The sequence below is a fragment of the Protofrankia symbiont of Coriaria ruscifolia genome, assembly GCF_900634745.1.
Classification (GTDB): domain Bacteria; phylum Actinomycetota; class Actinomycetes; order Frankiales; family Frankiaceae; genus Protofrankia; species Protofrankia californiensis.
This window is the reverse complement of the sequence record NZ_CAAAFR010000162.1, coordinates 38,145-62,488: the sequence shown is the minus strand read 5'-3', so window position 1 is coordinate 62,488 and position 24,344 is coordinate 38,145. Positions and strand designations below refer to the sequence as shown.

Genomic DNA, 24,344 nt, shown 5'->3' with positions numbered 1-24,344 from the left:
CTCGGGGAACCCCACCAACCCCATGAACAATCTAGGCCGGCGACGTGACTGGCGGACGATGCCGCGACATCTGTCTGTTCCGCTCGAACTTTGCGAAGAGGCAGGCCACTCACCTGCGGCTCGCAAGGTAGGTGCGAACAGCGGACAGGGATTTGTTCGGGCTTACCTTGCGGATTCGATGGCGCCGGAGGTCCAGACTGTCTGGAGCTGTGCTGAGACAGCGGCGGCCGATAATCGGTCGCCGGAATGCTCGACCACGGATACGGTCGCCGGGTGCCCGATGCGATCTTCTCTCACCCCCGCCTTGCGCCCGTCTACGACGCTCTTGATGGAGACCGCGACGATTTGACGTCCTACCTCGACATCGCCGACGAGCTGGGTGCAGACCGTGTCCTCGACATCGGTTGCGGGACAGGATGCCTGGCAATCTTGATGGCCGAGAGCGGCCGCACGGTCGTAGGTGTCGACCCGGCCGAAGCATCGCTTGAGGTCGCGAAGTCGAAGGATCGAACCGGAAAGATCACCTGGGTGCACGGCGATGCCACGACAGTATCGATGACCAATTTTGATCTTGCAGTGATGACGGGGAATGTGGCGCAGATCTTTCTCGCTGATGACGAGTGGATTCGGACTCTCCAGGGCATCCGAGCCGCGCTTCGCCCAGATGGTTACCTCGTGTTCGAGACAAGGCGTCCTGAACGTCGGGCTTGGGATGAATGGGCCGCTGGCGTTGTTCAGCTCGCCGTCGATATTCCAGAGGTCGGAGCGGTGGAGCGGCGTTTTAAGGTTACTGACGTGAGTCTTCCGTTCGTTTCTTTTCGCTATGTCTACAGGTTCCTGGCGGACGGTGCGGTCGTCACCTCGGACTCGACCCTCCGGTTCCGCAGCAGGGGCGAAGTGGAAACGAGCCTGGTCGCCCATGGCTATCGAGTGCTGGATGTGCGAGAAGCCCCTGATCGCCCAGGTCGCGAGTTCGTATTCATCGCACAGCGCACGATCTGAAACGATAACTTCTCGATCATTTACCCACTGTCAGGGGAACCGGACGCGAGTGCGTGGTCGGTGGACCTCGTCACCGCGGGCCGGTTTGGCCAGCCCGCCTCATGGTCGAGCCCGAAATCAGTAATCACCATCGAAAGCAGATTCGCGAACGTCGAAACAGTGTGACACACAAGACGGCGATGTGCATTCCGAAATGAAGTCTGCGAATGCGTGTCGGCGCTGAGTTACCGCGTAAGCCGCTCGGGTTCCGCCGGACGAATCCGTTCCGGCGCCGTGGGCTGGTCGCGACCGCGGTCGGTGTCGTCATCCTGCTCGTGGCCGGTTATGCCGCCATCCGTCTGGGGAGCGGTGCCGCGCCGACCGACGCCACCGCCATGAAGGGGCAGTCCCCAGCCGCGAGCCCGAGTCCTGGCACGCTCGAGCTCACCGAGGCCACTGCTACACCTGGAAGCAGGAAGATCACAAAGCGACCGCGGACGAGGTACCCTGCGCGTCGCCGCACCTGTTCGAGGCGGTCAAGGAGGTGAACATCGCCGCCGACTATCCTCCTGATAGCGCCTATCCGACCGAAACACAGTGGGATGCAATTAACAAACGTTACTGCAATCCGATCGCGCACAGCTTCCTCGGCCATCCGCTCGACCTGTACGGGCGTTTCGCGAGTGGGATCATCTATCCCCTCCGATTCGGTTGGGAATCGGGCGACCGGGATCTCGTGTGCGGGCTGATCGCCGCTGGCAAGGCCGCTGTCCCGAACTGGCTCATTCCCTTCACCGGCACAGTCGAGGGCGCGGACCAGGCACAGACCTGTCCTGCCGGAACGTGTCTGGAACTGACGGCGACCGAGACCAGGGGCGAGATTCCGTGCAGCGCGCCGCACCAGGCAGAGGTCACCGGAACAGCCACCCTGCCCGACACCGCGGACGGCCAGCCCCCGTCCGATGCGGCCTTCGAGGAGCTGGCCGACTCTCGCTGCAAAGCGGTGGCCACGCGCTTCCTGGGGCGACAGTTCCAGCAGACCGAGACCATGCAGGTCAGCCCGGTTCCCGGCACATCCTCATCGCTGACTGTTTCCCCCGCCGACCCACGGCCGGCCAGGAAGCGGTCACTTGTCGCGCTGTGCAGCAGAACGTTCCCGCGTTGTTGATGATCTCATTTGATGTACAGTAATTTGTACTTAATAGTAAACTTTATTGTACCGACTGGAGATCTTCGTGGCCAGTACACAGGACGACCTCCTGGATCCCGCGCTGCTGCGGCTGATCGGTGTGCTTCTGCTGGGTGGCCTGATGGGGCTGCTTGACGGCACGATCGTCAACGTCGGGGTCGACACGCTCGGGGAGCACTTCAACACCTCGTTGAGCACGATCGGATGGGTCGCCACCGGCTACCTGCTCGCGGTGACCGTCGCCATCCCGCTCAGCGCCTGGGCCACGGACCGGTTCGGCAGTCGGCGAATATGGCTCACGGGGCTGTCGGTCTTCCTCGTCGGCTCGCTCGCTCGCGAGCGGGCTGGCCCCCTCGATCGAGAGCCTGATCGTCTTCCGGGTGATCCAGGGCTTCGGGGGCGGCATGCTGGATCCGATCATGCTCACACTGCTGGCGCGCGCGGCGGGCCCGGCCCGGGTGGGGCGGGTGATGGGGCCAGCCGGCTCGACGTCGTCGGGGTGGCCCTGCTGTGCCCGGCGTTCGCCATCCTCATCTATGCGTTGTCACAGGCCGGGGAGGATGCCGGGTTCGGCGCCACCCGGGTGCTGGTGACGCTGCTGATCGGTGGGGGGCTGCTTGTCGGCTACATCGTGTATGGGCTGCGGGCCCGCGGCGCGGCACTGATCGATCTGCGGCTGTTCACCAGCCGTGCTTTCAGCGCGAGTGTCACGGTGATGGCGGTCACCGGGGTGATGCTGTTCTCGATGTTGTTCCTGGTGCCGTTGTACTACCAGCAGGTTCGTGAGCACGGGGTGCTTGCGGCCGGGCTGTTGCTCTCGCCGCTGGGTGTGGGTTCCTTCATCGCGATGCCGATCGCGGGACGGCTCAGCGACCGGGTCGGTACCCGGGCGCTGGTGCCGGCCGGCGCGTTCGTGATCGCGTTGAGTGCGCTGGTGTTCATGCAGGCCGGGCTGCACACCAGCGAGGCAGGTCTTGCGGTGTCCGTGTTCGGGACGGGGCTGGGGCTCGGTTTCGTGGGTGCTCCGACCATGGGGGCGCTGTACCGGACGCTGCCCGCGGAGTCGGTACCGCAGGGCACGTCCGCGCTGTACGTGCTCAACCAGTTGGGTGCGTCGCTCGGTATCGCGGTCGTGGCGCTCATCCTGCAGAGCCGGGTGTCGAACGGGGCGTCCCCCGAGGCCGCGTTCCAGTCGGCTTTCTGGTGGGTGTTCGCCGGCTCGCTCGCGGTGCTGGTGGCGGGCTGGTTCCTGCCGGGCCGGCCCGCGCCGCTGCCGGCCGCGGGGTTGGGGCAGGAGGTAGCTGGATCAGGTGTACGTGATCCTGGCGTCAGCCACACCTGATGGCCCGGCCGCGCCACGATGCCACGATGCCACGACGAACTCGTTCTCGAGCACACCGAAGACGGGTGCGGTGACGTTCTCCAGGCCGACGACGATCTCGTCTGCCCCCGATCTCGCGGAGTCCCTCGCCGCGGGCCCGGCTGCCCACGGACGCGATGACATGGGCGCCGGCACGGGCGGCGGGCTGCACCGCGAAGCGCCCGACAGCGGCCGAAGGTCACGACGCGTGTGCCCGGCGGCGGTCCGGAGCCGTCGGCCGCGGCCTCGATGACGACACCCGCCGCGTCCCAGCCGAGGACGCAGCCCGGCTGCGCCTGTTCGCCTTTGAAGGCGAGTTCGCCGAAGTTGAGCGAGACCGGGTGGACTTCGATCAGGGCCTGGACGTCGCCCGGGACCGGCTCCGTGACCGTACCGAGACGAAGGCCCGCGGGCGCGTCGGGATCGTAGACCAAAGCTCGCATGTCGCTCCTGACGATCCTGGTGGGAATGCTGTTTCCGGAAAGATTTTCTCCTGGTGGGAAATGTTGCTTCCGGCGGGAAGGGTGGACGGCGTCAGCGCGGCAGGTCGGCGTGACGTTCGAGGAATGCGGTGACGTCCGCGGGATTCTCCAGCGGCAGGGGGTAGACCACGAGCCGGTCGACGCCGAGGTCGGCGTAGCACCGGGCGGTGCCGGCGTCCACCGGGGAGAGCTGCATGAAGTTGATCTCCAGTCGGCCCAGCCGGGCCGGGCGTTCGACCTCGGCGGCAGCCTTCTCCAGCCCGGCAAGGTGTCAGGCAAGATCGTCCGGGCCGTCCCCGTTGCCGAACCAGCCGTGGCCCCGGGCGACCGCCCGCCGGAATGCGGCCGGACTGTGCCCGCCGATCACGATCCGCGGACCGTCGGCGCGCACCGGACGCGGGTGCGCGTCGATGCTGTCGAACGCCACGTACCGTCCCTGATAGGACGGTACGGGCTGGGTCCACAACGCTCTCATCGCGTCCAGATACTCGTCGGTGCGACCGCCGCGCTCCGACATCGGCACGCCGACCGCGGTCATCTCCGGTTCGAGATATCCGGCTCCGACCCCCAGGAGCAGCCGGCCACCGCTGAGTACGTCAAGGCTCGCGACCTGCTTGGCGAGTACCAGCGGGTTGCGTTGCGGCAGGATGACGATTCCGGTCCCGAGCTCCAGTCGTTCGGTGACGGCCGCAACGTAGGCCAGATGCACCAACGGGTCGAGAATCGGATCCGTCGGTTCCATAGGCGCGGCCGGTGTCCGCGGGCTGGGCAGCACGACGTGCTCGCCGGCCCACCACGACTGGTATCCCAGCTCTTCCGCCCGCCGGGCCAGCCGGACCATCTCGGCCGGACCCAACGTCGCCTTGGCGTTCAGCCCCATGACACCGAGCTCCACGAGTACCCACCTCCTTCTTGATCTCCTTGATCTCCTTGATCGGGACGACTCTTCGACCGGGACGACGGCAGCACGGAACAACCGCCGATGGCCGCGTCCACACGACCGATCGTGCGGCGGCACACGCCATCCGTCCAAGACCCGCCGTCGTAACCTTCGGCTATGGACGTCCACCTCCGGGATCCGCCGGGAGCTGCATCGGAGTGGTATCACGACTGATACCATGCTGATATGGCGATGACACTGCGGCTTACCGACGACGAGACGGACGCGCTGCGGCGCCGCTCCGAGCTGGAGCAGCGGTCCATGCAGGACGTCGTCCGACAGGCGATTCGGGAATACATCGAGACCCACAGCCGTACCGACCTGCTCGACCGGGTTCTCGACGAGGATCTCCCGCGTTACGCCGAGGCCCTGCGGCGCCTCGGCGAATGATCTACCTGACGCTCGCGGATCTGCTGCGCGTGGCCGAACGAACGTTGGGGACCGCGCCACTCGTCCGTGACCACGGCCTGTTGGCATCGGCTACCGCACGTCCGCAGGCAAGCGTGTTCGGTAACGACGCCTGCCCCACGATCGACGACAAGGCCGCCGCGCTGCTGCACTCGCTGGCACGCAACCACGCGCTCGTCGACGGCAACAAGCGCCTCGCGCTCGTCGCCGTCATCGCCTTCTACGGCCTCAACGGACGCCGGCTCATACTCACCAACGACGCCGCCTACGACCTGGTCATGAGTGTTGCTTCGGGCGCGCTCGACACCGTCAACAACATCACGGCCATCCTGCGGACGGCAAACACATCCCGCTCCTGAACAACACCCCGGCAATGACTCCACAACACACCCTCCGCATGGCATGGGGTCTGTCCCAGGGACCAGGGATCATGGATCAGCTCAGTGATAAATCGGATGTGTTGGCGCGTTCGCGGACGAGGCCTGGCTGTGTCGCAGCCGCCGACATCACAGCGGACGGCGGCCATCAGGGTCAGGCAGCCGTCCGCGTCGCAGGCTTCGAGCAGGGGCAGGCCGGCAGACACGCCGCAGGTCATGCCCTCCGCGGCAGTGGCCGGACCACCACCGTGCCCGCACGATACGGCTTGTTTCGTCCACTTTTTCTCACTTTTTGGCCATGTCCGAGCTCGCGCTACCATGATCACGGTTTACCGCTGTTGTTGTGGAAACAGGGGATCTGATGAGTCGAACGGTAGTCCACGGCGTGTTTGAGGAGGATGGTCTGTAGCTGGCGTACGGCGGTGGGAAGGTGGCGGGTGCGGCGCCGCTGGATGACCAGGATGACCGTTGCGTCGTCGGTTTCCAGCGGGCGGTAGGTGATGATGCCGCTGCGTTCGAGGGGGTCGCCCGCGACGCTGTAGTCGGGCAGGACGGTCACCCCGAGGCCCTGGGCGACCATGAGCTTTCCCATTTCCGCGCCGTCGGTGGAATAGGAGAATGCCGGTGGTTTGTCACGGAACAACCGGTGGACGTATCGGTGCATGACATAGCCGGAGCGCATGGCGATGAACGGCTCGGTCAGGAGCTGCTGGGGACTGACGGTCGGCAGCTGGGCGAGCGTGCTGTCGCTGCGGCAGCACAGCACGGCCCGGCCGCGGAACAGCTCGACGGTCTCCAGATCGGGGGAGACGTCGTCGCCGTCCATCAGGTTGACCAGACCGAGGTCGAGGCCACCGTCGAGCAGCAGGCGATGGATGTCGGCCTGCTGGGTGTTGACGATCTCCACCTGCGTCGTGGGGTGGGCGGCGTGGAAGTCACGCATGGCGGGGGTAACCAGTGGCACGGTGGCGGCGTTGACGGTGCCGATCCGGATCATACGGCTGGAGCGCTGCTGGTCGCCGGCGGCGGCGCGGAGCCGGTCGACCGACTCCAGGACATCGATGATGTATGGCAGCAGTTCACCGCCGGTCGCGCTGATCGTGGCGCCGGTGCGGCGGCGGTCGAGGAGCGTCAGCCCGAGTTCCCGCTCGAGGTTGCGGATGGTCTCGCTCAGTGCCGGCTGCGACATGTGCAGCGCCTCGCTGGCGGCCCGCATCGACCCCAGGCGCGTGACCGCGGCGAGGCACTCCAACTGTTCGATCCGCACCGGGCCCTTCCCGCCGTTGACGCCGTGACAGGGTTGCCCTATCGCACCCTCGTCGACGCCTGGTTGACCGGCGTCACCCATGAAGGCACACTCGGCATCATGTCGATGGACATTATAGGGATTGCCAGGCGCAGCCGGTTGTCCGTCGACGTGCGCAGCCGCGCAGCCGCCGTCCCGAATCGGTGGTTCTGTCGCCGTCCCGAGCGATGTGGGTGCTGCGTCACCGGTTAGAGCGACCACGCACGCCGACCGGTCGCCCGGCCGATCATTCGATGATTCGACGCGGTTCGGGCGTCTTCTTTTGAAAGTAACCGTCGAAAGCAGCCGTCGAAAGAAATCGTCTCGTACGCGGCGCCGTGATATCGCCGCCGGCTGGGATCGCACAGCCGTTCACATCGCAGGGAGAATTGCATGTCCGATGCCGTTGAAGCGGGTCGCGAACCCGTGAAGTTCGCCTACTGGGTGCCGAACGTCAGCGGTGGCCTGGTGGTGAGTAAGATCGAGCAGCGCACCGACTGGGGGTATGAGTACAACCGGAAGCTGGCCGTGCTGGCGGAGAACAACGGGTTCGACTACGCCCTGAGCCAGGTCCGCTATATCGCCTCCTACGGTGCGGCCTACCAGCACGAGTCGACGGGATTCAGCCTGGCATTGCTGCTGGCCACCCAGCGGCTGAAGGTGATCGCGGCGATCCATCCGGGGTTGTGGCATCCGGGCGTGCTGGCCAAGTTCATCGCCACGGCCGACCAGCTCTCCGGCGGTCGCGCGGCGGTCAACGTCGTCAGCGGCTGGTTCAAGGACGAGTTCACCAAACTGGGCGAGCCCTGGCTGGAACACGACGAGCGGTACCGGCGCAGCGAGGAGTTCATCCGTGTGCTGCGCGAGATCTGGACCAGTGACCACGCCGAGTTCAACGGCGATTTCTACCGGCTGCACGACTTCGACCTGCGGCCCAAGCCCATCGAAGGGCCCGGACGCCCGCATCCGGAGATCTTTCAGGGTGGTAACTCGACGAGCGCCCGGGCGATGGCGGGCCGGGTGTCGGACTGGTACTTCAGCAACGGCAAGGATCTCGACGGCGTCAGCGAGCAGATCGCCGACGTCAACGCCGAGGCGGCACTGCACAGACGGCGGGTGCGTTTCGGGCTGAACGGTTTCCTGATCGCCCGCGACACCGACGCCGAGGCCCGCGAGGTACTGCGGGAGATCATCGCCAAGGCCGACCGGCAGGCGGTCGAGGGTTTCGGATCGGCGGTCAAGCAGGCCGGTCAGTCGACCGCCGACCGCAAGGGCATGTGGCAGGACTCGGAGTTTGCCGACCTGGTCCAGTACAACGACGGTTTCCGTACCGGTCTCATCGGCACGCCGGAGCGGATCGCCGAACGCATCGTCGCCTACAGCAAGCGCGGTGTGGACCTGCTGCTGCTCGGATTCCTGCACTACCTCGAAGACGTGGAGTACTTCGGACGGCGGGTGCTGCCGCTCGTGCGCGAACTCGAAGCCGACGCCGCCGACCGCGGCGAGCTGGTCCGGGAAGCCTCCTAAAGGATGCGCCTGGTCAGGCGGCGATACATCGACTTCGTCCGGACGTGCAGTGCGCTGTGTTGGTGACCTTCTTCCGCAGCCCGGCCCGACCCGGGCCGATATCCCGGCTCAAGCCGATATCCCGGCTCGGGCCGGCGTCCCGATCCGCACCACACCCCTCACGTCCCACGTCTTACGTGACAAGGAGCTCAACGTGTCCCTTGACGCCGACAACCGGCTGGACAGCCCCACTGCCACGGCCACCACGCCTGACACCGACGACAACGCCGCGCAGTTCACGGCGGCGCTGGAGCGCGCAGACCTGGTCACTGCCGAGCTGCGCGCGACCGCCGCCGAGCGCGACCACGCCAACAAGACACCCCGCGCGGAGGTCGAGTTGCTGCGCGGGCACGACCTGCTGCAGGTCCAGGAGCCCGTCGCTTACGGTGGTTCCGGCCTCAACTACGCACAGGCGGCCGCGATCACCCGCCGCATCGCCCGCGGCGACACCTCCATCGCCCATCTGATCGGCTACCACTACGCGCAGACCCGGATCGCGCCCCTGTTCGGCACGCCGGAGCAGGCAGCCGAGCAGTCCCGCCGCAACGCCGAGGGCAAGCTGTTCTGGGGCGGTGTGCAGAACCCGCGCGGTGGCTCCGACATCGTCCTCACCCGTGACGGTGACGGGTTCCGGCTCAACGGTCGCCGCTCGTTCGCCTCCGGTGCCAGCCTCGGCGGCCAGCTGTCGGTCACCGCCACCTACGACGGTGCGCTCGTGTTCGTCTCGCTGCCCGCCGGACGCGAGGGATTCCGCGCGCTGGAGGACTGGGACAACATCGGCCAGCGGCTCACCGACTCCGGCGGGGTCGTCTTCGACAACGTCCGCGTCGAGCGCTCGGAGATCCTCGGCGACGACCCGCTCACCGGCCGCACGCCGTCGCCGTACCAGACGCTGGTGACCCCGCACTGGCAGCTCGCCTTCGTCAACTTCTACATCGGAACCGCGGAGGGCGCGTTCGAGGAGGCGCTGGACTGGACGCGCCTGTATGCCGCGCCGTGGGAGACTTCCGGTGTCGAGCAGGCGACCGACGACGCCTACATCCTGCAGGCCGTCGGCGAACTGCAGAGCGAGATCAGGGCCGCCGCGCTGCTGGCCGACCGTGCTGGGCAGTCGCTGCAGGCGGCGCTTGACATCGGTCCGTCGCTGACCGCGGAGCAGCGGGCCGAGGCCGCGATCGCCATATACGAGGCGAAGTACCTCACCACCAAGGTGTCGCTGGCGGTGGCGAGCCGGTTGTTCGAGATCCAGGGCGCCCGGGCGACCACCAGCGTCTACGGATTCGACCGGCACTGGCGCAACCTGCGTACCCACACCGTCCACGATCCGGTGGCCTACAAGGCACGCGAGGTCGGAGACTGGACGCTCAACCGCCGCGCCCCCGAGTTCTCGCTGTACCGCTGACCAGGCTTGCTGTGCCGCTGAGCCTGCCGTACCGCTGACGAGAGGGTCTCCGGCGGCGCGATCATGTTTTTTGCGTCGCCGGAGAGGCCGAAGCCCCCATGACCAAAGGTGGTGGACGCCGGGTGCCCCGGCGTCCACCGTCTGGAAGCCGACCGTCTGGAGCGCTGTGGTGACCGATCGACCATCCGACGCCGGGGCCGGCCCGTACGCTGTCGTGCGCTCGGACGCCGAGGCGCTGGAGATCGCGCGGAAAGTCGCGGCCGGCTTCGCGGTGCGCGCCGACGCCCGTGACCGGGACCGGCGGCTGCCCGAGGCCGAGGTCGACGAGCTGTCCGCGTCGGGGCTGCTCGGGATCACCGTCCCGGCGAGGTTCGGCGGCGCCGACGTCTCGGCGGCGACGCTGACGGGGGTGTTCCGCATCCTCGCGGTCGCCGACGCGAGCCTGGCCCAGATCCCGCACAGCCACTTTGTCTTCCTCGACGCCCTGCGCAGGCAGGGCAGCGACGACCAGCAGGCCTTCTACTTCGGGCAGGCGCTGGCCGGTCGGCGCTTCGCCAACGCACAGTCCGAGCGCGGCGGGCGGACCATCGCGGATGACGCCACCACACTGCGGCGCCGGCCCGGGGGCGGCTACGTCCTGCGTGGCGAGAAGTACTACTGCACCGGTGCGCTGTTCGCGCACTGGCTGGTCGTCCGCGCCGTGCTGCCCGACGAGCCGCCGCGCGCCGGCGGAGCCGTCCCCAAGGCGCTGGCCTACATCCGTCGGGACTCACCCGGAGTGAGCGTCGAGGACGACTGGGACGGCATGGGCCAGCGCACCACCGCCAGCGGCACCGTCCGGTTGGACGACGTCCCGGTCACCGCCGACCAGGTGGTCGGCTTTTTGTCGATCTTCGATGGCCCCACCACCTACGGCGCCCGCGCCCAGGTCCTGCACGCCGCGCTGGACGCCGGCATCGCCCGCGGCGCGCTGGACGCCGCCGTCGGCCAGGTGGCCAGGGCCCGGCCGTGGTTCGAAAGCGGCGCGGACCGGGCCGCCGACGATCCGTTGCTCGTCCAGCAGGCCGGCGAGCTGGAGATCGTGGTCCGGGCGGCCGAGGCTCTGCTGCGGGAGGCCGCGGCAAGCATCGACGCGGCCGAACACGACCTGACCGAGGCGAGCACGGCGCGGGCGTCGGTGGCGACGGCCGTCGCCAAGGTCGCCGCCGCCCGGGCGGCGGTACAGGCGGCGGGGGAGTTGTTCGAGCTCGGCGGCACGCGGTCGGCCGCCGGTTCGCTGAACCTTTCGCGCCACTGGCGTGACGGGCGCACCCACACCCTGCACGATCCCGTCCGGTGGAAGATCCAGCACATCGGACGCTGGTTGCTGTCCGGCACGCCCCCACCACGGCACGGACAGCTCTGACGGCACGGACAGCTCTGACGGCACGAACGGTTCTGACAGCTCGGACGGCACGGCACCCGGCGATCCTGGAGGCGTTTCCCGAATGGCCCTGCGGCTGCACTGGTTCCTGCCCACCTACGGTGACTCGCGGTTCATCGTCGGCGGGGGTCATGGTCTGCCCGCCGGCACCGCGTCGGGTGATCGCCGTGCCTCGATCGGCTACCTCTCCTCGATCGCGCGCGCCGCCGAGGAGTTCGGCTTCACCGGCGTTCTGACCCCGACCGGGGCATGGTGTGAGGATGCCTGGCTGACAACCGCGATGCTGGCCCGCGAATCGGAACAGCTTGCCTTTCTCATCGCGTTCCGTCCCGGCCTGATCAGCCCGACCCTCGCCGCACAGATGGCCGCGACGTTCAGCACCCACGCCCCCGGCAGGCTGCTGCTCAACGTGGTCACCGGGGGAGAGGCGGACGAACAGCGCGCCTACGGCGACCACCTTGACAAGGCCGCCCGCTACGTCCGCTGCGACGAGTTCCTCTCGATCGTGCGCCGGCTGTGGGCGGGGGAGGCGGTCACCCACCGCGGCACCCATCTCCACGTCGAATCCGCGCACCTGCCGACGCTGCCCGACCCCGTCCCGCCGCTGTACTTCGGCGGGTCGTCGGCCGCGGCCGGCCCGGTCGCGGCCACGCACGCCGACGTCTATCTGACCTGGGGCGAGTCGCTGGACACGGTAGCAGACAAGATCGACTGGATCCGTGGCCTCGCCGCCGAGCGCGGACGCAGCCTCCGGTTCGGGATCCGGCTGCACGTCATCACCCGCGACAGTGCTGACGACGCCTGGCAACAGGCCGGCCGGCTCCTCGACACGCTCGGCGAGGACGTCGTGGCCGCCGCGCAGGCCGGACTGGCCCGCAGCGAGTCCACCGGGCAGGCCCGGATGCGGGCCCTGCACGAACGCGGCCGCGCCGACGGGAGCTGGCGCAACCCCCGGGCGCTCGAGATCGCCCCGAACCTGTGGGCCGGCGTCGGTCTTGTCCGCGGCGGGGCCGGCACCGCCCTGGTGGGCAGCCACACCGAGGTCGCCGACCGGATCGCCGAGTACGCCGCGCTCGGCATCGACGAGTTCGTGTTCTCCGGCTACCCGCATCTGGAGGAGCTGTACTGGTTCGGCGAGGGCGTCCTGCCGCAGCTCGCCCGCCTGGGTCTCACCGCCGACCGCGGCGTCTCCGATGCGGGTAACCGCCCCTTCCTGCCGGCAGCGGCACGCTGAGGCCGGTGGGGTGGTTTGTCAGGAGGTGAAGGAGCGGACGAAGTACGGCGCTACGCCGAGCTTGTGGTCGATCACGCTGGCCTCCGTGTAGACGTCCGGGCGATCTACAGGTCTTTGCTCGCAGTGTCGTCGGTTCGAGGAGTCGTCACCATCCGGCGATCGGTGGAGACGAAGAACGCCGACGTAGTCGGGTGGGACACAGCCGGTTGCGGTCGCGATCGTAGCCGCGCAGCGCCCGGACGGTGCTGGGATGGATGACAACCTCCCGCGACTTGCCGAACTTCGAGTCGCGGATCGTCAATACACCTGCGTGCATCCACCTGGCTGGCTGGCGAACCACTCGGCAGCCCGGCCAGGCGCCAGCCGGTAAGAGCCCGGAATTAATTAACTAGAACAATCTGGCATCATTTGCCCAGGTCATGGGCCTGCAAGAATCCCACTTATTTATTTCCGGGCTCTAACCGTCGGGACGGCTCAGTCAATGGGCCTAGCGCGAGCCCTTCGACGTGCAGGAAACACAGCAGCGACCGCATAGCGGTTCGTCCAGCACGGTACCTCGCCGGCGGCCTACCCGACTCTACGGGAGCCCGGGGCGAGATTCCTCCGGGCGACCTGACCCTGCCTGCTTCTGAGACTCAGATACGACCGCCCGACGATCAGCGGTGAAAGAGCGAGGATTGCTGTCGGCGATTCTGACCCGGCCGATCGCGGTAACGCGGGTGCCGCAGCGGACGGGGGTGCCGATCGCCGGCAGGTTGGCCAGCGGTGCGAGATAGCTTGTAACGTCGCGACCATCGGGTACGGGGGCGCGAGCGAGTATGCCTTGCCCGTGACGAACGCGGGCAGTGATCACGGGTGTGCCTCGTAAACGATATTGAATGGTGTCTCGGCGACCCGGCGGAAGCGGGTGAACCCGGCGTCGGCGGTCAGCCGGTGGATGGGTGCCTCCCCGGCCTGTGCGCCGAGGGAGTAGCCACCGGTCTGGGACAGCGCGCCCGGAACGCACAGGATCATCGAGAGCGAGTAGTAGATCCGGCCGACCGGATTCAGGTTGTCCACCACCGCGCCACCGGCATACGGCTCGACGATCATCCAAGTGCCGTCGTCGGCCAGCGACTCGAGGACGTGGCGGGCCGCGCCGAGCGGGTCCCCCATGTCGTGCAGTGCGTCGAACGTGGTGACCAGGTCGTACGGGCCGCCGCCGAACGCCTGCGCGGACGCCACCTCGAAGCTCACCCGGCCGGTCACTTCGGCAGCGTCGGCCCGCTGCCGAGCCCGCTCGATCGAGCCCTCGTGGTAGTCGGACCCGACGAACCGCGAACGCGGGAACGCCTTGGCCATCAGTATCGTGGACGTGCCTTGGCCGCAGCCGATGTCGGCCACCCGGGCGCCGGTGCGCAGCTTCGCCTCAACGCCGTCCAGGGCCGGAATCCAGGTGGTCAGCAGGTTGGCGTTGTAGCCGGGGCGGAAGAACCGCTCGCAGCCGGTGGACACCTCGGGGTCGTGCTGATGCCAGCCGAACCCCTCACCGGTCCGGAACACCCGCGCGATCTCGGGCACCGCGCGCAGCACGCCCAACGCCAACTGGAACGCGCCCGGCGCGGAGACCGGTCCGTCCGGGTTGGTGAGTATGAGCGCCTGCTCCTCGGTCAACGAGTACGTGCCGGCGGTCGGGTCGTGCTCCACATAGCCGCCTGCGGCCTGTGAACGCAGCCATTCCTCCTCGAGGAACCGCGCGGTGGTCCCGGTACGGTCGGCCAGTTCCTGCGTGCGCTGTGGCCTGTCCGCCAGCGCGCGGTACAGGCCCAGCTGGTCTCCCAGGACCACGCCGAGGGCCGCACGCGTGGCACCGAGGTCACCCACGAACCGGTGCCGAAGCTCGCCCAGCTTCGCTTTGTCGATCGACACCTCAACGCCGTCCAGGGCCGCAATCCAGGTAGGCAGCAGGTTGGCGTTGTAGCCGGAGCGGAAGAACTGCTCGCAGCCGGTGAACCCCTCACTGGTCCGGAAGGCCCGCGTGATCTCGGGCGCCGCGCGCAGCATGGCCAACGCCGACTGGAACGCACCCAGCACGTCCGGGTTGGTGAGCGCGAGCGCCTGCTCCTCGGTCAACGAGTACGTGCCGGCGGTCGGGTTGTACTCCACATAGCTGCCCGCGGCCTGTGAACGCAGCCATTCCTCGACGTACCGCGCGGCGGTCCCGGTACGGTCGGCCAGTTCCTGCGGGCGTTGCGGCCTGCCCGCCAGCGCGCGGTACAGGCCCAGCCGGTCCCCCACGACCACGCAGCCGGCCGCAAGCGTGGCGCCGAGGTCACCCATGAACCGGTGCCGAAGCTCGGCCAGCTTCGCTTCGTCGATCCCCATCTTGTGCTCCTATGCTGGTGTTCGTTGTTGTCGACACGCCGATCGGATTGTTGCGCGGCCGGTGCCGCCGTGTGCGCCGCCGACCGTTCAGTCGCAGCAGGTCGAGCCGGCCGGAGTTGATGACCTTCTCGTAGGAGGCGGCGGGCAACGGTCTTGTTCGCCTCGACGTCCGGCTGGGTGGACGTCGATGTCGGTCGTGCTGGTCACGGGTGGCCTTTCGGTCGAGGACATGTTTTGCCGTTGCTGCATCCAGGTCGGTGCGCCTGGCGTCTCGCAGCCTTCAGGGGATGCCCGCGGGGAGTGGGTCCGCATCGGTTCGCCGTCATAGGTGGGCGCCAGCAGGAAGCCGTTGCTCGCGCTCAGCCCGCCGTCGTTCGGGATCACGGCGCCGGTGATGTAGAAGGATTCCGGGGTCGCGAGGAACCAGATCACCTTGGCCTGCTCGTGCGAGTCGCCCCACCGGCCGAGCGGGATGCGCCGGCGGATGTTGGCATCCGGCCGGGGATCCTGCCGCACCGGCGCAGTGCGCGGCGTGTCGGTGATGCCCGGTGCGATCGCGTTGATCCGGATATTCTGGTAGCCGTAGTCGATCGTGGCCGACCGCGCCAGGTTGATCGCCGCCGCCTGCGGCCCGCACGCGGGCGCGACCGTCTGGATGCTGAGTGTGACCGCATCGACCCGCTTGCGCAGCGGCAGCGGGTCGAAGAAGCGCACCGGCCCGCGTCGTCGCCGAGGTTGTACAGCAGCAGGTCCAGCCCGGCTGCCCGCAGTACCGCCTCGGCCCCGCTGACGACCTGGGCGAAGAACCACCTGGTCATATACGGGGCACGACCACTCCGCGCCCGCTGGCAAGCCGGGACGCCAGCGGCGACGCCACATACCGCGGCTGCGCGGCAGCCTCCCGGACCCGTAGTCGGGTGCTTTGGGCGACGCCCGGAACCCGCGCAACGCCCGCGATACCCTGGCAGTTTTCACGGTCAGTGCACTCCGAGTCGACGAAGAATAGCCCCTCGACGTTCATGGGAAGTTGACGCTTTTCGCTTGCCACAGCACATCTCGCATTCGTCGTGATGTCCAGGAGATTCTATCCGCACAACGGTGGTGGCGTGGACGGCGTCGATGTGCCGATCGCGCTGCGAAAGGCCGGTTCGGGGGTACGGTGGTCGGGATGTCCATAGGTCGGAATACCCGTGTTCCCCGCCGCTGGAGCATAGGGTCGCCATACTGGGGAGGCTGCGGGGGTCGCGCGGATCCCGGGTAGGTGCAAGGCCCGTACCAGGTCGCCGCAATACATGGGTTCATACCCTGATCTGCGGTGACGGATGCCGCGGGTGGGTATCCGCGGGTGGGTCCGTTACCGCGGGGAGACAGCTGCAGGCGGCCCGGACGGTTTCGCTGAAATCTCGTGGCTGTTACCCACCGCCATGAAGGTGGCCGTCAATATGCCGGTCATCGTGTTATTACCTGACCGAAACGCGGCGGGACGTGGGTGCGGATTACGGAATCCGGCCGTCCGCGCGGCGCGCCGCGTCGAACGCCCGGGAAGAAAAGGCGGAGGGTCTCAACCCGGGGCGGGACCCAGGTTGCATCCCGGACGGGTATTCAGGCGCTCGACGGACGTGTGGCCGTCGAGGCGACGCCTGGAATTTGCGGGCGGGCGAGATCAGGCCACCCCTGGGGTCGCGCAGGGCGCTCAACCTTCCCGGACCGGGGTTCGCGTGCAGGGTGAAACCCCCGTCGCGCACGAGGTCCCGCGACTTGCGCGTCCAGCATACTGCCAAGCCACAACTCACCGAAGCGGAAGTCCGCCCCGATGCCACACACCTGCGGCGAACCGTCCGTCCGCAGCGTGGCCAGGACGTGGTGCCGGTACCTGCCGAACCGCTCCCGTAGATCCCGGCGAGCTCCGGTTCGGCCGCCTCGAAGTCACTCCAGCGCGTCGCCATCCCGGATCCTCGCACCCGCTCACTGAGGTCTCCCACCATAGACGAGTAAGTCCTATGTGCTCAGTGGTTGTAAGCGATCAATGATCGGGTGACCGGTGCGCCGATCTTGTTGTTGTGCCAGATCGCTGCGGCCATCGCCAGGATGCGCTGGGCGACCCGGATCGCCACACCCTCGAAGGTCCGCCCGCCGTGTCGTTCCAGGTCAAGCTGCCCCTTGAGCGTCTGGTTGACCGACCCGATCTGGAGCGAGTTCGAGGCCCTGCTGGCCGAGCACACCAGCGGGCCGCCGCCCGAGTTCGACCCCGCCCACCCGTGGGGCTGCCACCGCTGCCGCGTCCCCGACCGGGTCGTCTTCGAGCACATGGCGGACGCACTCGTGCACGGCTCGGGCTACGAGCGCATCGCCACCCCCGGCTACTCGGACCGCACCATCCGCCGCCGCCTGGCCGACTGGGCCGAGGCCGGGCTGGCCGAGGGCCTGCACGCAGCCACCCTGGCCGCCTACGACACGATGATCGGCCTCGACCTCGACGGCCTCACCGGCGACGGCTGCACCACCAAGGCCCCCTGCGGCGGCGAGAAAGCCGGCCCGTCCCCGGTCGACCGGCGCACGGGCGGCCTGAAGCGCTCGGCTGGCACCGACGGCGCCGGCGTGCCGCTCGGGCTGGTCTCGGCGGGGGCCAACCGGCACGACGCCCCCTGCTCGACCCCACCCTCACCCAGATGGAACAGCAGACAGGCGGCCTGCCCGAGGGCGCCATCGTGCACCTGGACTCCGGCTACGACGGCCAACCTTCCCGCGACGTGCTCGCCGCCCACGGCCTGGCCGGTGAGATCGTCCTGAAGGGGGAGCGGACCCGGTCCAGTTCGGCGGGCGCTGGGTCGGGGAGCGCACCCACGCGTGGATGAACGGCTTTGGCAAGCAGCGCCGCTGCACCGAGAAGAACGGCAAGGTAGTCGATTTCTACCTGTACCTGGCGGCGGCGTTCCTCACTGTCCGTCGTCTGATCCAGGAGGCGCGGGCGAGGTACCGCTGGGCCAGCCGACCCACCACCCGCCGGCTCAAGTGAGCCTATTGCCGGTCGCTCTTACTCGTCAGGAATCAGAGACTGAGGAGAGTAGCGCGCAGCACCTTGCGGAAGTCACGTGCGCGGAAGTCATGGGAACGGTTGTCAGGGCACGAGCACGATCTTGCCTCGGACGTGGCCGCGTTCGAGTTCGCGGAAGGCGTCCTGGACCTCGGCCAGGGGATAGGTCCCGGCGATCGGGATATCCAGGCGGCCGTCGGCCACCAGCTGCGCCAGCTCGGCGAGGACGCCGGCAGTGGCCGCCGCCGCGCTGCCGTCCGCCTTCACCCCGTGCCGGCTGACCGCGTCGAAGTCGACGATGGTGTCGATCCGGGTGGGAGCCACCCCGAGCTCGAGCGCCAGGTCCACGTAGCCCTGGCCGAACGTGTCGATGAAGGCGTCGACACGGCTCGCCTCCTGCCGGATGCGGTCGGCGACCCCGTCCCCGTAGGAGATCGGGCTCACTCCGTGGTCGGCGAGCCAGGTATGGTTGGCCGGCCCGGCGATTCCGATCACGCGCTCGCCGGCGAGCCTGGCCAGCTGCACGGCGATCGACCCCACCCCGCCCGCGGCGCCGGCGACGACCACCGTGTCACCCTGGCGCGACGAGACCGCGCGCACCGCGGCATAGGCCGTTGTCCCGGCCACGAACAGTGATCCCGCGACCTCCCAGGAGACCTTCTCCGGCTTCGCCGTCAGGTTGTCCGCCGCCACGACCACGTACTCGGCGTGGCTGGCGCGCCGGTTCGTGAACCCCAGGACCTCGTCCCCGACGGAGAAGCCGGCCACCTGCGGACCCGTCTCCTCGACGACTCCGGCCAGATCACTGCCCTGACCCGAGGGGAACACGGCCGGCCACCGGTCGTGCAGCAGCCCCTCGCGGATCTTCGCCTCACCGGGATTGATCCCAGCGGCCTTCACCCGGACGAGAACCTCACCCGCCCCGGGCGCCGGCCGCGGCACATCCACCACCCGCAGCGTCTCTACCCCGCCGTACCCGTCGAACCGGACAGCCCGCGGCATCGCCAACTCCTTCGTCGTGTTCTCTCCCCGCCCCTCCTTGGTTCTTTCCCCGTTGCGGCTCGACCCAACAGGTCAGCACGCCTGGCTGCGCCCGCGCCCGCGGACAGGTCGACTGGAGCACCGGCCAGGGAGCCACACGTCCTGTTTCAATCAGGAAAGTGAGTGTGAAAACGGCTGCTATCACGACCGTCTATTCCCTCACTTTCGTGGTTCAACGATTTTCGATCATGAATTCTTGATCCATTTTGGAATGGATCTGCGTCACTTGACCGGCGTTCCAGGTCCCGATGACTGTCTGCGGATCCCATCGGCGGATCCCACGTGCTCGGCCGGGCGTCCGTCCACACCGGCCCGGACCGGTTCGGCGGTCGCCGGCCGCCATCCCAGCGCCGGGGCGATCTCGGTTGCGATGAGCTCCATGCGCCGCAGCGTCGCGTCGAAGCTCGCCGCCTCGCCGGCCTCACCCTGGACGGCGGCGATGAAGTAGGACGCGAACCCCGGTCCCACCGGGTTCGCCGTGAGGCTCTCGACGATCATGTCGACCGGGCCGTGGTGGACGTTCATGGCGTCGAGCACGGCGGCGTCGTCGGCGGTGTCGGGCAGCCCGAAGTGGGCCAGATACGGCCGGTAGCAGGCGATGTCGGCAGCCAGGTCCCGCTGCGCGGTGAGCCGGCCGGGCCCGGGGAACACACCGTGCGCGACGGCGATCCGGGCCGCCGGACGGTTGCCCGGGTGAGCCGTCTCGGCCGAGAAGGCCGTATCGTCCGACTTGGTGGTCGCGGCCGAGTGGGCCGCGGCGTGTGCGCGCAGGTACATGTCGGCCAGTGGACGCTGCGCCGACCCGGCGGGCCCGACACCGAGCAGCAACCCGTCCCCGGCGAGCGCCGCGGCCGCCGCGCCCGCGGCGTTGGAGGTGGAGTCCCACAGTCGGCTGGCCAGCGCCGGAGCCGGCGGCTGCAGCCGCAACCCGTCGGTGCCCGGGACGTCGCCGCCGCGCAGCAGGTCCCGCAGCAGGCCGATGGCCTGCGTGAACGACTCCCGGCGCGCGTCGGCGTCCCGGCCGAAGGCGGCGAAGGCCGGTGAGCTCGGCCCGCCCGTTCCCAACCCGAGCTGCAGCCGTCCGCCGCTGAGAGCGTCGACGACGGCCGCGTCCTCGGCGACCCTGATCGGGTTCTCCAGCGGCAGCACCACCACCGCTGTGCCGAGCTCGATCCGCCGGGTCGCCTGCGCGGCTGCGGCGAGCAGCACCAGCGGTGAAGGCAGCCGGCCGTACCGGGGGGAGAAATGGTGCTGGGAGATCCAGCCACCGTCGAACCCGAGCTCCTCGCCCGCGACGAACAGCTCCACGAGCCGGCGCAACAGCTCCGCCGGCTCCTCCCGGCCGAACACGTGGGTCAGAAAGCCCAGCTTGAACGGGCGGTCCTCCCTGGACGGACGGTCGTCCTTGAACGGGTGGCCGTCAGCCGGGCCTGTCGTCATCCGCATCCTCCTTGCCAGGTTTTCAGGGTTACCGGGTTACCGGTTTTCTGGGTTTGCCCGTCTTTCCTGGCTTTCCGGTTTGCCGGGCCTGCGGCTTACCCGGTCGGCGGCAGCCGTGGTACCGCCGCCACCAGCGTCCGGGTGTAGGCATGGGCCGGCCCGGACAGCACCGTCTCGGTGGCGCCCCGCTCCACCACCTCGCCGCCGTGCATGACGATCACCTGGTCGCACAGCCGGGCGACGACGCCGATGTCGTGGGAGACGACGACCAGGCTGAGCCGGTAGCTCGTGGCGAGCTCCTGCAGCAGGTCCAGGATCTGCGCCCGGACCGACACGTCCAGCGCGCTCACCGGTTCGTCGCCGACCAGCACCCGCGGGCGGGGCGCGAGCGCCCGGGCGATGGCGATGCGCTGCCGCTGCCCGCCGGAGAACTCGTGCGGGTAGCGCGTGCGGACGTCCGGGTCGAGGCCGACCGCGTGCAGCACCTCGTCGGCGCGGGCGTGGTGGTCGCCGTCGACGCCGAGGCATTCCAGCGGTTCGGCGACGATCGCGCCGACGGGCATCCGGGGGTTCAGCGAGCTGAGCGGATCCTGCAGGACGACCTGCACCTCGCGGCGCAGCCAGCGCAGGTCGCGGGGGCGTCCGGGCCGGACCTGCCGGCCCCGGTAGTGCACCGTCCCCGCGTCCGGACGGTCCAGCCCGAGCAGCAGCCGTACCAGGGTCGACTTGCCTGACCCGGACTCACCGACGATGCCGAGGTTGTGACCGTCGGGCAGGGAAAGATCGACGTTGTGGACGGCGTGCCGGACCCCGGCAGGGCCGAACAGCGACGTGCGCGGCAGCCGGTAGCCGCGGGTCAGTCCGCTGGCCTCGAACAGCGTCATGTGCCCGCCTTCGACATCCGGTCCGGCCGTCCGCCCGCGGGCCCGGCCGGACCGCCCGCGGGGCCGGGAGCCGGGCTGGCTGCGGGGTCGGTAGCCGGGTCGCTGGTGGGATCAGCTGCCGGATCAGCTGCCGGGTCAGCTGTGGGATCGGCGGCGGGGTCGGCCGCGGGGCCGGTCCAGCTCGTGCGGCGCGCCGCCGCCAGCAGCCGCCGGGTATAGGGATGCTGCGGATCCCGCAGGACGGCCCCGGTCGGCCCGGTCTCCACCAGCCGCCCGCCGTGCATGACCGCGAGCTTTCGGGCGACCGAGGCCACCACCGCGAGGTCGTGGGTGATGTACAGCAGGGCGGTGCCGGCCTCGTCGACAAGCCGGTCGAGCAGGGCCAGCACGTCCGCCTGGACGCTGACGTCGAGCGCGGTGGTCGGCTCGTCCGCGATGAGAAGCGCGGGACGGCAGGCGAGCGCGATGGCGATGCCGACCCGCTGGCGTTGACCGCCGGAGAGTTGGTGCGGATATGCGCGGACGAGCCTTTCCGGGTCGGGCAGCCCGACCTTCGCGGCGAGCTCGACCGCGGCCGCGCCCGCCGCCCGGCGGGACAGCCCGCGGTGCAGGCGCAGCGGCTCGCCGATCTGGCGGCCCACCCGCCACAGTGGATTCAGCGCGGTGAGCGGCTCCTGGAAGACCATGGCAATCTTGTCGCCGCGGATGCGGGACAACTCCCGGTCGGACCGGCCGAGCAGCTCCTGCCCGTCGAAGCGGATGCTTCCGCTGGCGGTCGCGCCGTCGGGCAGCAGCCCGAGGACGGCCAGCGCAGTGATCGATTTGCCGGACCCGGACTCGCCGATGAGGCCGAGCCGCCCGCCGGCGTCGAGGCCGAAGCCGACCCGCTCGACGACCACGGTGTCGCCGAAGCGGACGTTGAGCTCGGTGACCTCGAGAAGCCTGGACGGCGGTCCGCCCGGCGCTGGTGTCAACGGTGGTGTCGGCGCGCTCACCGTGGCGTCCCCGCGGCATCGGGCTGCGACCAGCTCGCGGCGGACGGCGTGGTGGCCGGATCGCCGTCCGGTGCCGCCGGCCGGGCTCCCCGGGAACCTTTCCGTGAGCCTCCCGGCGCTGCCCGGCCGCCCGACAGCCGCGGATCGGTCGCCTCGCGGATCCCGTCGCCGAGCAGGTTGAACCCGAGCACCGTCAGCACCACGGCGAGACCCGGCCAGAGCAGCACCAGCGGCCGCAGCGTGATGTACGGCTGCAGCTCCTGCAGCATCCGGCCCCACGACGGCGTCGGCGGCGGGGTTCCCAGGCCCAGGTACGACAGTGCCGATTCGGCGAGCACGGCGATCCCGAGCGCCAGGGACAGCTGGACGTACAGGGTGGGCGTGATGTTCGGCAGGATGTGCCGCCGGATGATCCGCCTGGTGCCGGCGCCGGCCGCATGCGCGGCCAGGACGTAGTCGGACGCCAGCACCCAGGCGATCTCCCCCCGTGTCACCCGGCCGACCTGGACGCCGGTCCCGACGCCTATCGCGGTGACAGCGATCCAGGTCGAACCGCCGAACACGGCGGCGAGCACCATCGCGAGCAGCAGGGTCGGGAAGGCGACCAGGATGTCGACCAGGTGGGCGAAGGACTCGCCGACCAGCCGCGGTGTGACGGTGGCGAGCAGCGCCAGCCCCACCCCCAGTACCGCGGCGACGGCCGTGGCCGCCACCGCGGCGAACACCGTGACCCGGGCTCCGACCAGGATCTGACTGAACAGGTCCCGGCCGAGCTTGTCGGTGCCGAACCAGTGCTGCCCGCTGATCGGCAGCCAGGACGCGTCCGGATCCACCCGGGTCGGGTCGTACGGCGTCCAGACCAGGGACACCGCCGCGGCGGCGACGACGATCGAGGACAGGGCGGCGCCGAACCGGCCCGGACGGCTGCGCAGCAGAGCCGTCATCGAAGGCCTCGCAGTCTCGGGTCCAGCAGCCTCGGGTCCAGCAGCCGATGGCCGACGTCGACGAGGAAGCCGATGGCCAGCACGACAGCGGTGATCAGCAGGACCGTGCCCTGGACCTTGACCAGATCGCGGTTGCCGATGTCGACGACCAGCATCTGCCCGACGCCGGGCAGCGCGAACACGTTCTCGATCACGACCGTACCGGCGAGCAGGGTCGCGAACTCCAGGCCCAGCACGGACAGGACCGGCAGGGCCGCGTTGCGGACCCCGTGCCGCAGCAACGCCCGGCCGCGGGTCAGCCCCTTCGCCCGGGCGGTGCGGATGAAGTCCGCGTGCAGCACCTCCAGCGTCGCCGACCGGGTGAACCGCATCAGCACCGCGCCCTCCACCAGCGCCAATGTGACCACGGGCAGCACCAGGCTGCGGACGGCCGCCGCCGGATCGTCCCAGCCGTCCGTCGGGAAGCCGCCGGCGGGCAGCACGCCCCACTCGACCGCGAACAGGGAGGTGAGCATCAGCCCCACCCAGAAGCTGGGTACCGCTATGCCGAGCTGGCCGAGTACGGACAGGGCCAGTCCGCCGGCCTGCCGGTGGCGGGCCGCCGCGATGATCCCCAGCGGCAGCGCGACCGCGACGGCCAGGATGGTCGCGCCGGCCACCAGCGGCGCGGTCACCGTCAGCTTCTCGCCGAGTTCCGCTGACACCGACACCCCGTTCACCGCCGAGACGCCGAAGTCACCGGTGAGGACACCGCCGACCCAGCTGGCGTACTGGGCGGCCAGCGGCCGGTCGGTGCCGAGCTGATGGCTGATCCTGGCAACCTGGTCCGGGGTGGCCGTGGTCCCCGCGATCACGTCGGCCACGTTGCCGGGCAGCAGCCGCAGCAGCAGGAAGACGAGCAGGCTCGCGACAACCAGCGACAGGGCCAGGAGAACGAGGCGCCGCAGCAGGATCATCGCCATGTTCCCGCCCCCCGCACCGGCGGTGCGCCGAAC

The 24,344-nt window shown here is 69.2% G+C and carries 19 protein-coding genes and 5 pseudogenes; 10 read left to right on the top strand and 14 right to left on the bottom strand.

Annotation, left to right across the window (positions count from 1 at the left end; all coding sequences use genetic code 11):
- The first annotated feature begins 273 nt into the window (after positions 1–273).
- The 3 genes and pseudogenes from CV1CTNOD_RS18100 (at position 274) to CV1CTNOD_RS18090 (ending at position 3,512) form a co-directional block, all read left to right on the top strand.
- The gene (locus tag CV1CTNOD_RS18100; protein WP_131787204.1) at positions 274–1,002 is read left to right on the top strand and encodes a class I SAM-dependent methyltransferase; all 729 of its coding nucleotides are present in this window, start codon (positions 274–276) and stop codon (positions 1,000–1,002) included.
- Positions 1,003–1,444: 442 nt separating this feature from the next.
- A pseudogene (locus CV1CTNOD_RS18095) lies at positions 1,445–2,149 on the top strand (septum formation family protein); the annotation flags it as partial.
- Positions 2,150–2,216: 67 nt separating this feature from the next.
- Positions 2,217–3,512, top strand: a complete 1,296-nt coding sequence (locus CV1CTNOD_RS18090) for an MFS transporter (RefSeq protein WP_242606799.1) — start codon at positions 2,217–2,219, stop codon at positions 3,510–3,512.
- Positions 3,513–3,554: 42 nt separating this feature from the next.
- Here CV1CTNOD_RS18090 and CV1CTNOD_RS27940 read toward each other — a convergent pair.
- The 3 genes and pseudogenes from CV1CTNOD_RS27940 to CV1CTNOD_RS18080 all read right to left on the bottom strand — a co-directional run.
- Positions 3,555–3,973 (bottom strand): annotated as a pseudogene (locus tag CV1CTNOD_RS27940) (alcohol dehydrogenase catalytic domain-containing protein); the annotation flags it as partial.
- A gap of 91 nt (positions 3,974–4,064) precedes the next feature.
- Positions 4,065–4,208 carry a hypothetical protein gene (locus tag CV1CTNOD_RS26930; RefSeq protein ID WP_242606798.1) on the bottom strand — a complete coding sequence of 48 codons (144 nt, stop codon included), beginning with the start codon at positions 4,206–4,208 and terminating at the stop codon, positions 4,065–4,067.
- A gap of 75 nt (positions 4,209–4,283) precedes the next feature.
- Positions 4,284–4,907 (bottom strand): LLM class F420-dependent oxidoreductase, encoded by a 624-nt coding sequence (locus CV1CTNOD_RS18080; RefSeq protein WP_242606797.1) that lies wholly within the window; start codon positions 4,905–4,907, stop codon positions 4,284–4,286.
- Between the two features lie 237 nt (positions 4,908–5,144).
- On the opposite strand from CV1CTNOD_RS18080, the gene CV1CTNOD_RS18075 reads away from it, so the two are divergent.
- Both CV1CTNOD_RS18075 and CV1CTNOD_RS18070 read left to right on the top strand, forming a co-directional pair.
- On the top strand, positions 5,145–5,342 hold the full coding sequence (locus CV1CTNOD_RS18075; protein WP_131787202.1) for a ribbon-helix-helix protein, CopG family: 198 nt from the start codon (positions 5,145–5,147) through the stop codon (positions 5,340–5,342).
- The gene (locus tag CV1CTNOD_RS18070) at positions 5,339–5,719 is read left to right on the top strand and encodes a type II toxin-antitoxin system death-on-curing family toxin (RefSeq protein ID WP_131787201.1); all 381 of its coding nucleotides are present in this window, start codon (positions 5,339–5,341) and stop codon (positions 5,717–5,719) included. The genes CV1CTNOD_RS18075 and CV1CTNOD_RS18070 overlap by 4 nt, the downstream gene beginning before the upstream one ends.
- 340 nt (positions 5,720–6,059) lie before the next feature.
- Here the strand turns inward: CV1CTNOD_RS18070 and CV1CTNOD_RS18065 are convergent, their stop codons facing one another.
- Complete coding sequence (locus CV1CTNOD_RS18065) at positions 6,060–7,004, bottom strand: LysR substrate-binding domain-containing protein (RefSeq protein WP_207386528.1); 945 nt, start codon at positions 7,002–7,004, stop codon at positions 6,060–6,062.
- Positions 7,005–7,415: 411 nt separating this feature from the next.
- Here CV1CTNOD_RS18065 and sfnG point away from each other — a divergent pair, with 411 nt between their 5' ends.
- The 4 genes from sfnG (at position 7,416) to CV1CTNOD_RS18040 (ending at position 12,647) form a co-directional block, all read left to right on the top strand.
- A complete protein-coding gene (gene sfnG / locus CV1CTNOD_RS18055; RefSeq protein WP_131787199.1) occupies positions 7,416–8,549 on the top strand; it encodes a dimethylsulfone monooxygenase SfnG in 1,134 nt (377 codons plus the stop codon).
- Positions 8,550–8,742: 193 nt separating this feature from the next.
- Complete coding sequence (locus CV1CTNOD_RS18050) at positions 8,743–9,990, top strand: acyl-CoA dehydrogenase family protein (RefSeq protein ID WP_131787198.1); 1,248 nt, start codon at positions 8,743–8,745, stop codon at positions 9,988–9,990.
- Positions 9,991–10,159: 169 nt separating this feature from the next.
- Positions 10,160–11,395, top strand: coding sequence for an SfnB family sulfur acquisition oxidoreductase (locus CV1CTNOD_RS18045; protein ID WP_131787197.1), 1,236 nt, complete (start codon positions 10,160–10,162; stop codon positions 11,393–11,395).
- A gap of 82 nt (positions 11,396–11,477) precedes the next feature.
- A complete protein-coding gene (locus CV1CTNOD_RS18040) occupies positions 11,478–12,647 on the top strand; it encodes an LLM class flavin-dependent oxidoreductase (protein ID WP_131787196.1) in 1,170 nt (389 codons plus the stop codon).
- A gap of 849 nt (positions 12,648–13,496) precedes the next feature.
- Here CV1CTNOD_RS18040 and CV1CTNOD_RS18035 read toward each other — a convergent pair.
- The 4 genes and pseudogenes from CV1CTNOD_RS18035 to CV1CTNOD_RS26915 all read right to left on the bottom strand — a co-directional run.
- Positions 13,497–14,549, bottom strand: coding sequence for a class I SAM-dependent methyltransferase (locus CV1CTNOD_RS18035; RefSeq protein ID WP_207386527.1), 1,053 nt, complete (start codon positions 14,547–14,549; stop codon positions 13,497–13,499).
- 192 nt (positions 14,550–14,741) lie between these two features.
- Positions 14,742–14,966, bottom strand: a pseudogene (locus CV1CTNOD_RS27935) (SAM-dependent methyltransferase); the annotation flags it as partial.
- Between the two features lie 132 nt (positions 14,967–15,098).
- The gene (locus CV1CTNOD_RS26925; RefSeq protein WP_242606793.1) at positions 15,099–15,725 is read right to left on the bottom strand and encodes an SDR family NAD(P)-dependent oxidoreductase; all 627 of its coding nucleotides are present in this window, start codon (positions 15,723–15,725) and stop codon (positions 15,099–15,101) included.
- 1,292 nt (positions 15,726–17,017) lie between these two features.
- Positions 17,018–17,197 (bottom strand): annotated as a pseudogene (locus CV1CTNOD_RS26915) (IS982 family transposase); the annotation flags it as partial.
- Here CV1CTNOD_RS26915 and CV1CTNOD_RS18010 point away from each other — a divergent pair.
- Positions 17,172–18,027, top strand: a pseudogene (locus CV1CTNOD_RS18010) (IS5 family transposase). The pseudogenes CV1CTNOD_RS26915 and CV1CTNOD_RS18010 sit on opposite strands and share 26 nt — an antisense overlap.
- Before the next feature lie 102 nt (positions 18,028–18,129).
- Here the strand turns inward: CV1CTNOD_RS18010 and CV1CTNOD_RS18005 are convergent.
- The 6 genes from CV1CTNOD_RS18005 to CV1CTNOD_RS17975 all read right to left on the bottom strand — a co-directional run bounded on the left by CV1CTNOD_RS18005 (position 18,130) and on the right by CV1CTNOD_RS17975 (position 24,311).
- On the bottom strand, positions 18,130–19,047 hold the full coding sequence (locus CV1CTNOD_RS18005; protein ID WP_131787195.1) for an NADP-dependent oxidoreductase: 918 nt from the start codon (positions 19,045–19,047) through the stop codon (positions 18,130–18,132).
- Between the two features lie 261 nt (positions 19,048–19,308).
- Positions 19,309–20,526 (bottom strand): LLM class flavin-dependent oxidoreductase, encoded by a 1,218-nt coding sequence (locus CV1CTNOD_RS18000; RefSeq protein ID WP_131787194.1) that lies wholly within the window; start codon positions 20,524–20,526, stop codon positions 19,309–19,311.
- A 95-nt stretch (positions 20,527–20,621) separates the two neighbouring features.
- The gene (locus CV1CTNOD_RS17995) at positions 20,622–21,410 is read right to left on the bottom strand and encodes an ABC transporter ATP-binding protein (RefSeq protein ID WP_131787193.1); all 789 of its coding nucleotides are present in this window, start codon (positions 21,408–21,410) and stop codon (positions 20,622–20,624) included.
- Positions 21,407–22,405, bottom strand: a complete 999-nt coding sequence (locus tag CV1CTNOD_RS17985; RefSeq protein WP_242606792.1) for an ATP-binding cassette domain-containing protein — start codon at positions 22,403–22,405, stop codon at positions 21,407–21,409. The genes CV1CTNOD_RS17995 and CV1CTNOD_RS17985 overlap by 4 nt, the downstream gene beginning before the upstream one ends.
- A complete protein-coding gene (locus tag CV1CTNOD_RS17980; RefSeq protein ID WP_131787192.1) occupies positions 22,402–23,349 on the bottom strand; it encodes an ABC transporter permease in 948 nt (315 codons plus the stop codon). The genes CV1CTNOD_RS17985 and CV1CTNOD_RS17980 overlap by 4 nt, the downstream gene beginning before the upstream one ends.
- On the bottom strand, positions 23,346–24,311 hold the full coding sequence (locus CV1CTNOD_RS17975; protein ID WP_131787191.1) for an ABC transporter permease: 966 nt from the start codon (positions 24,309–24,311) through the stop codon (positions 23,346–23,348). The genes CV1CTNOD_RS17980 and CV1CTNOD_RS17975 overlap by 4 nt, the downstream gene beginning before the upstream one ends.
- Positions 24,312–24,344: the final 33 nt, after the last annotated feature.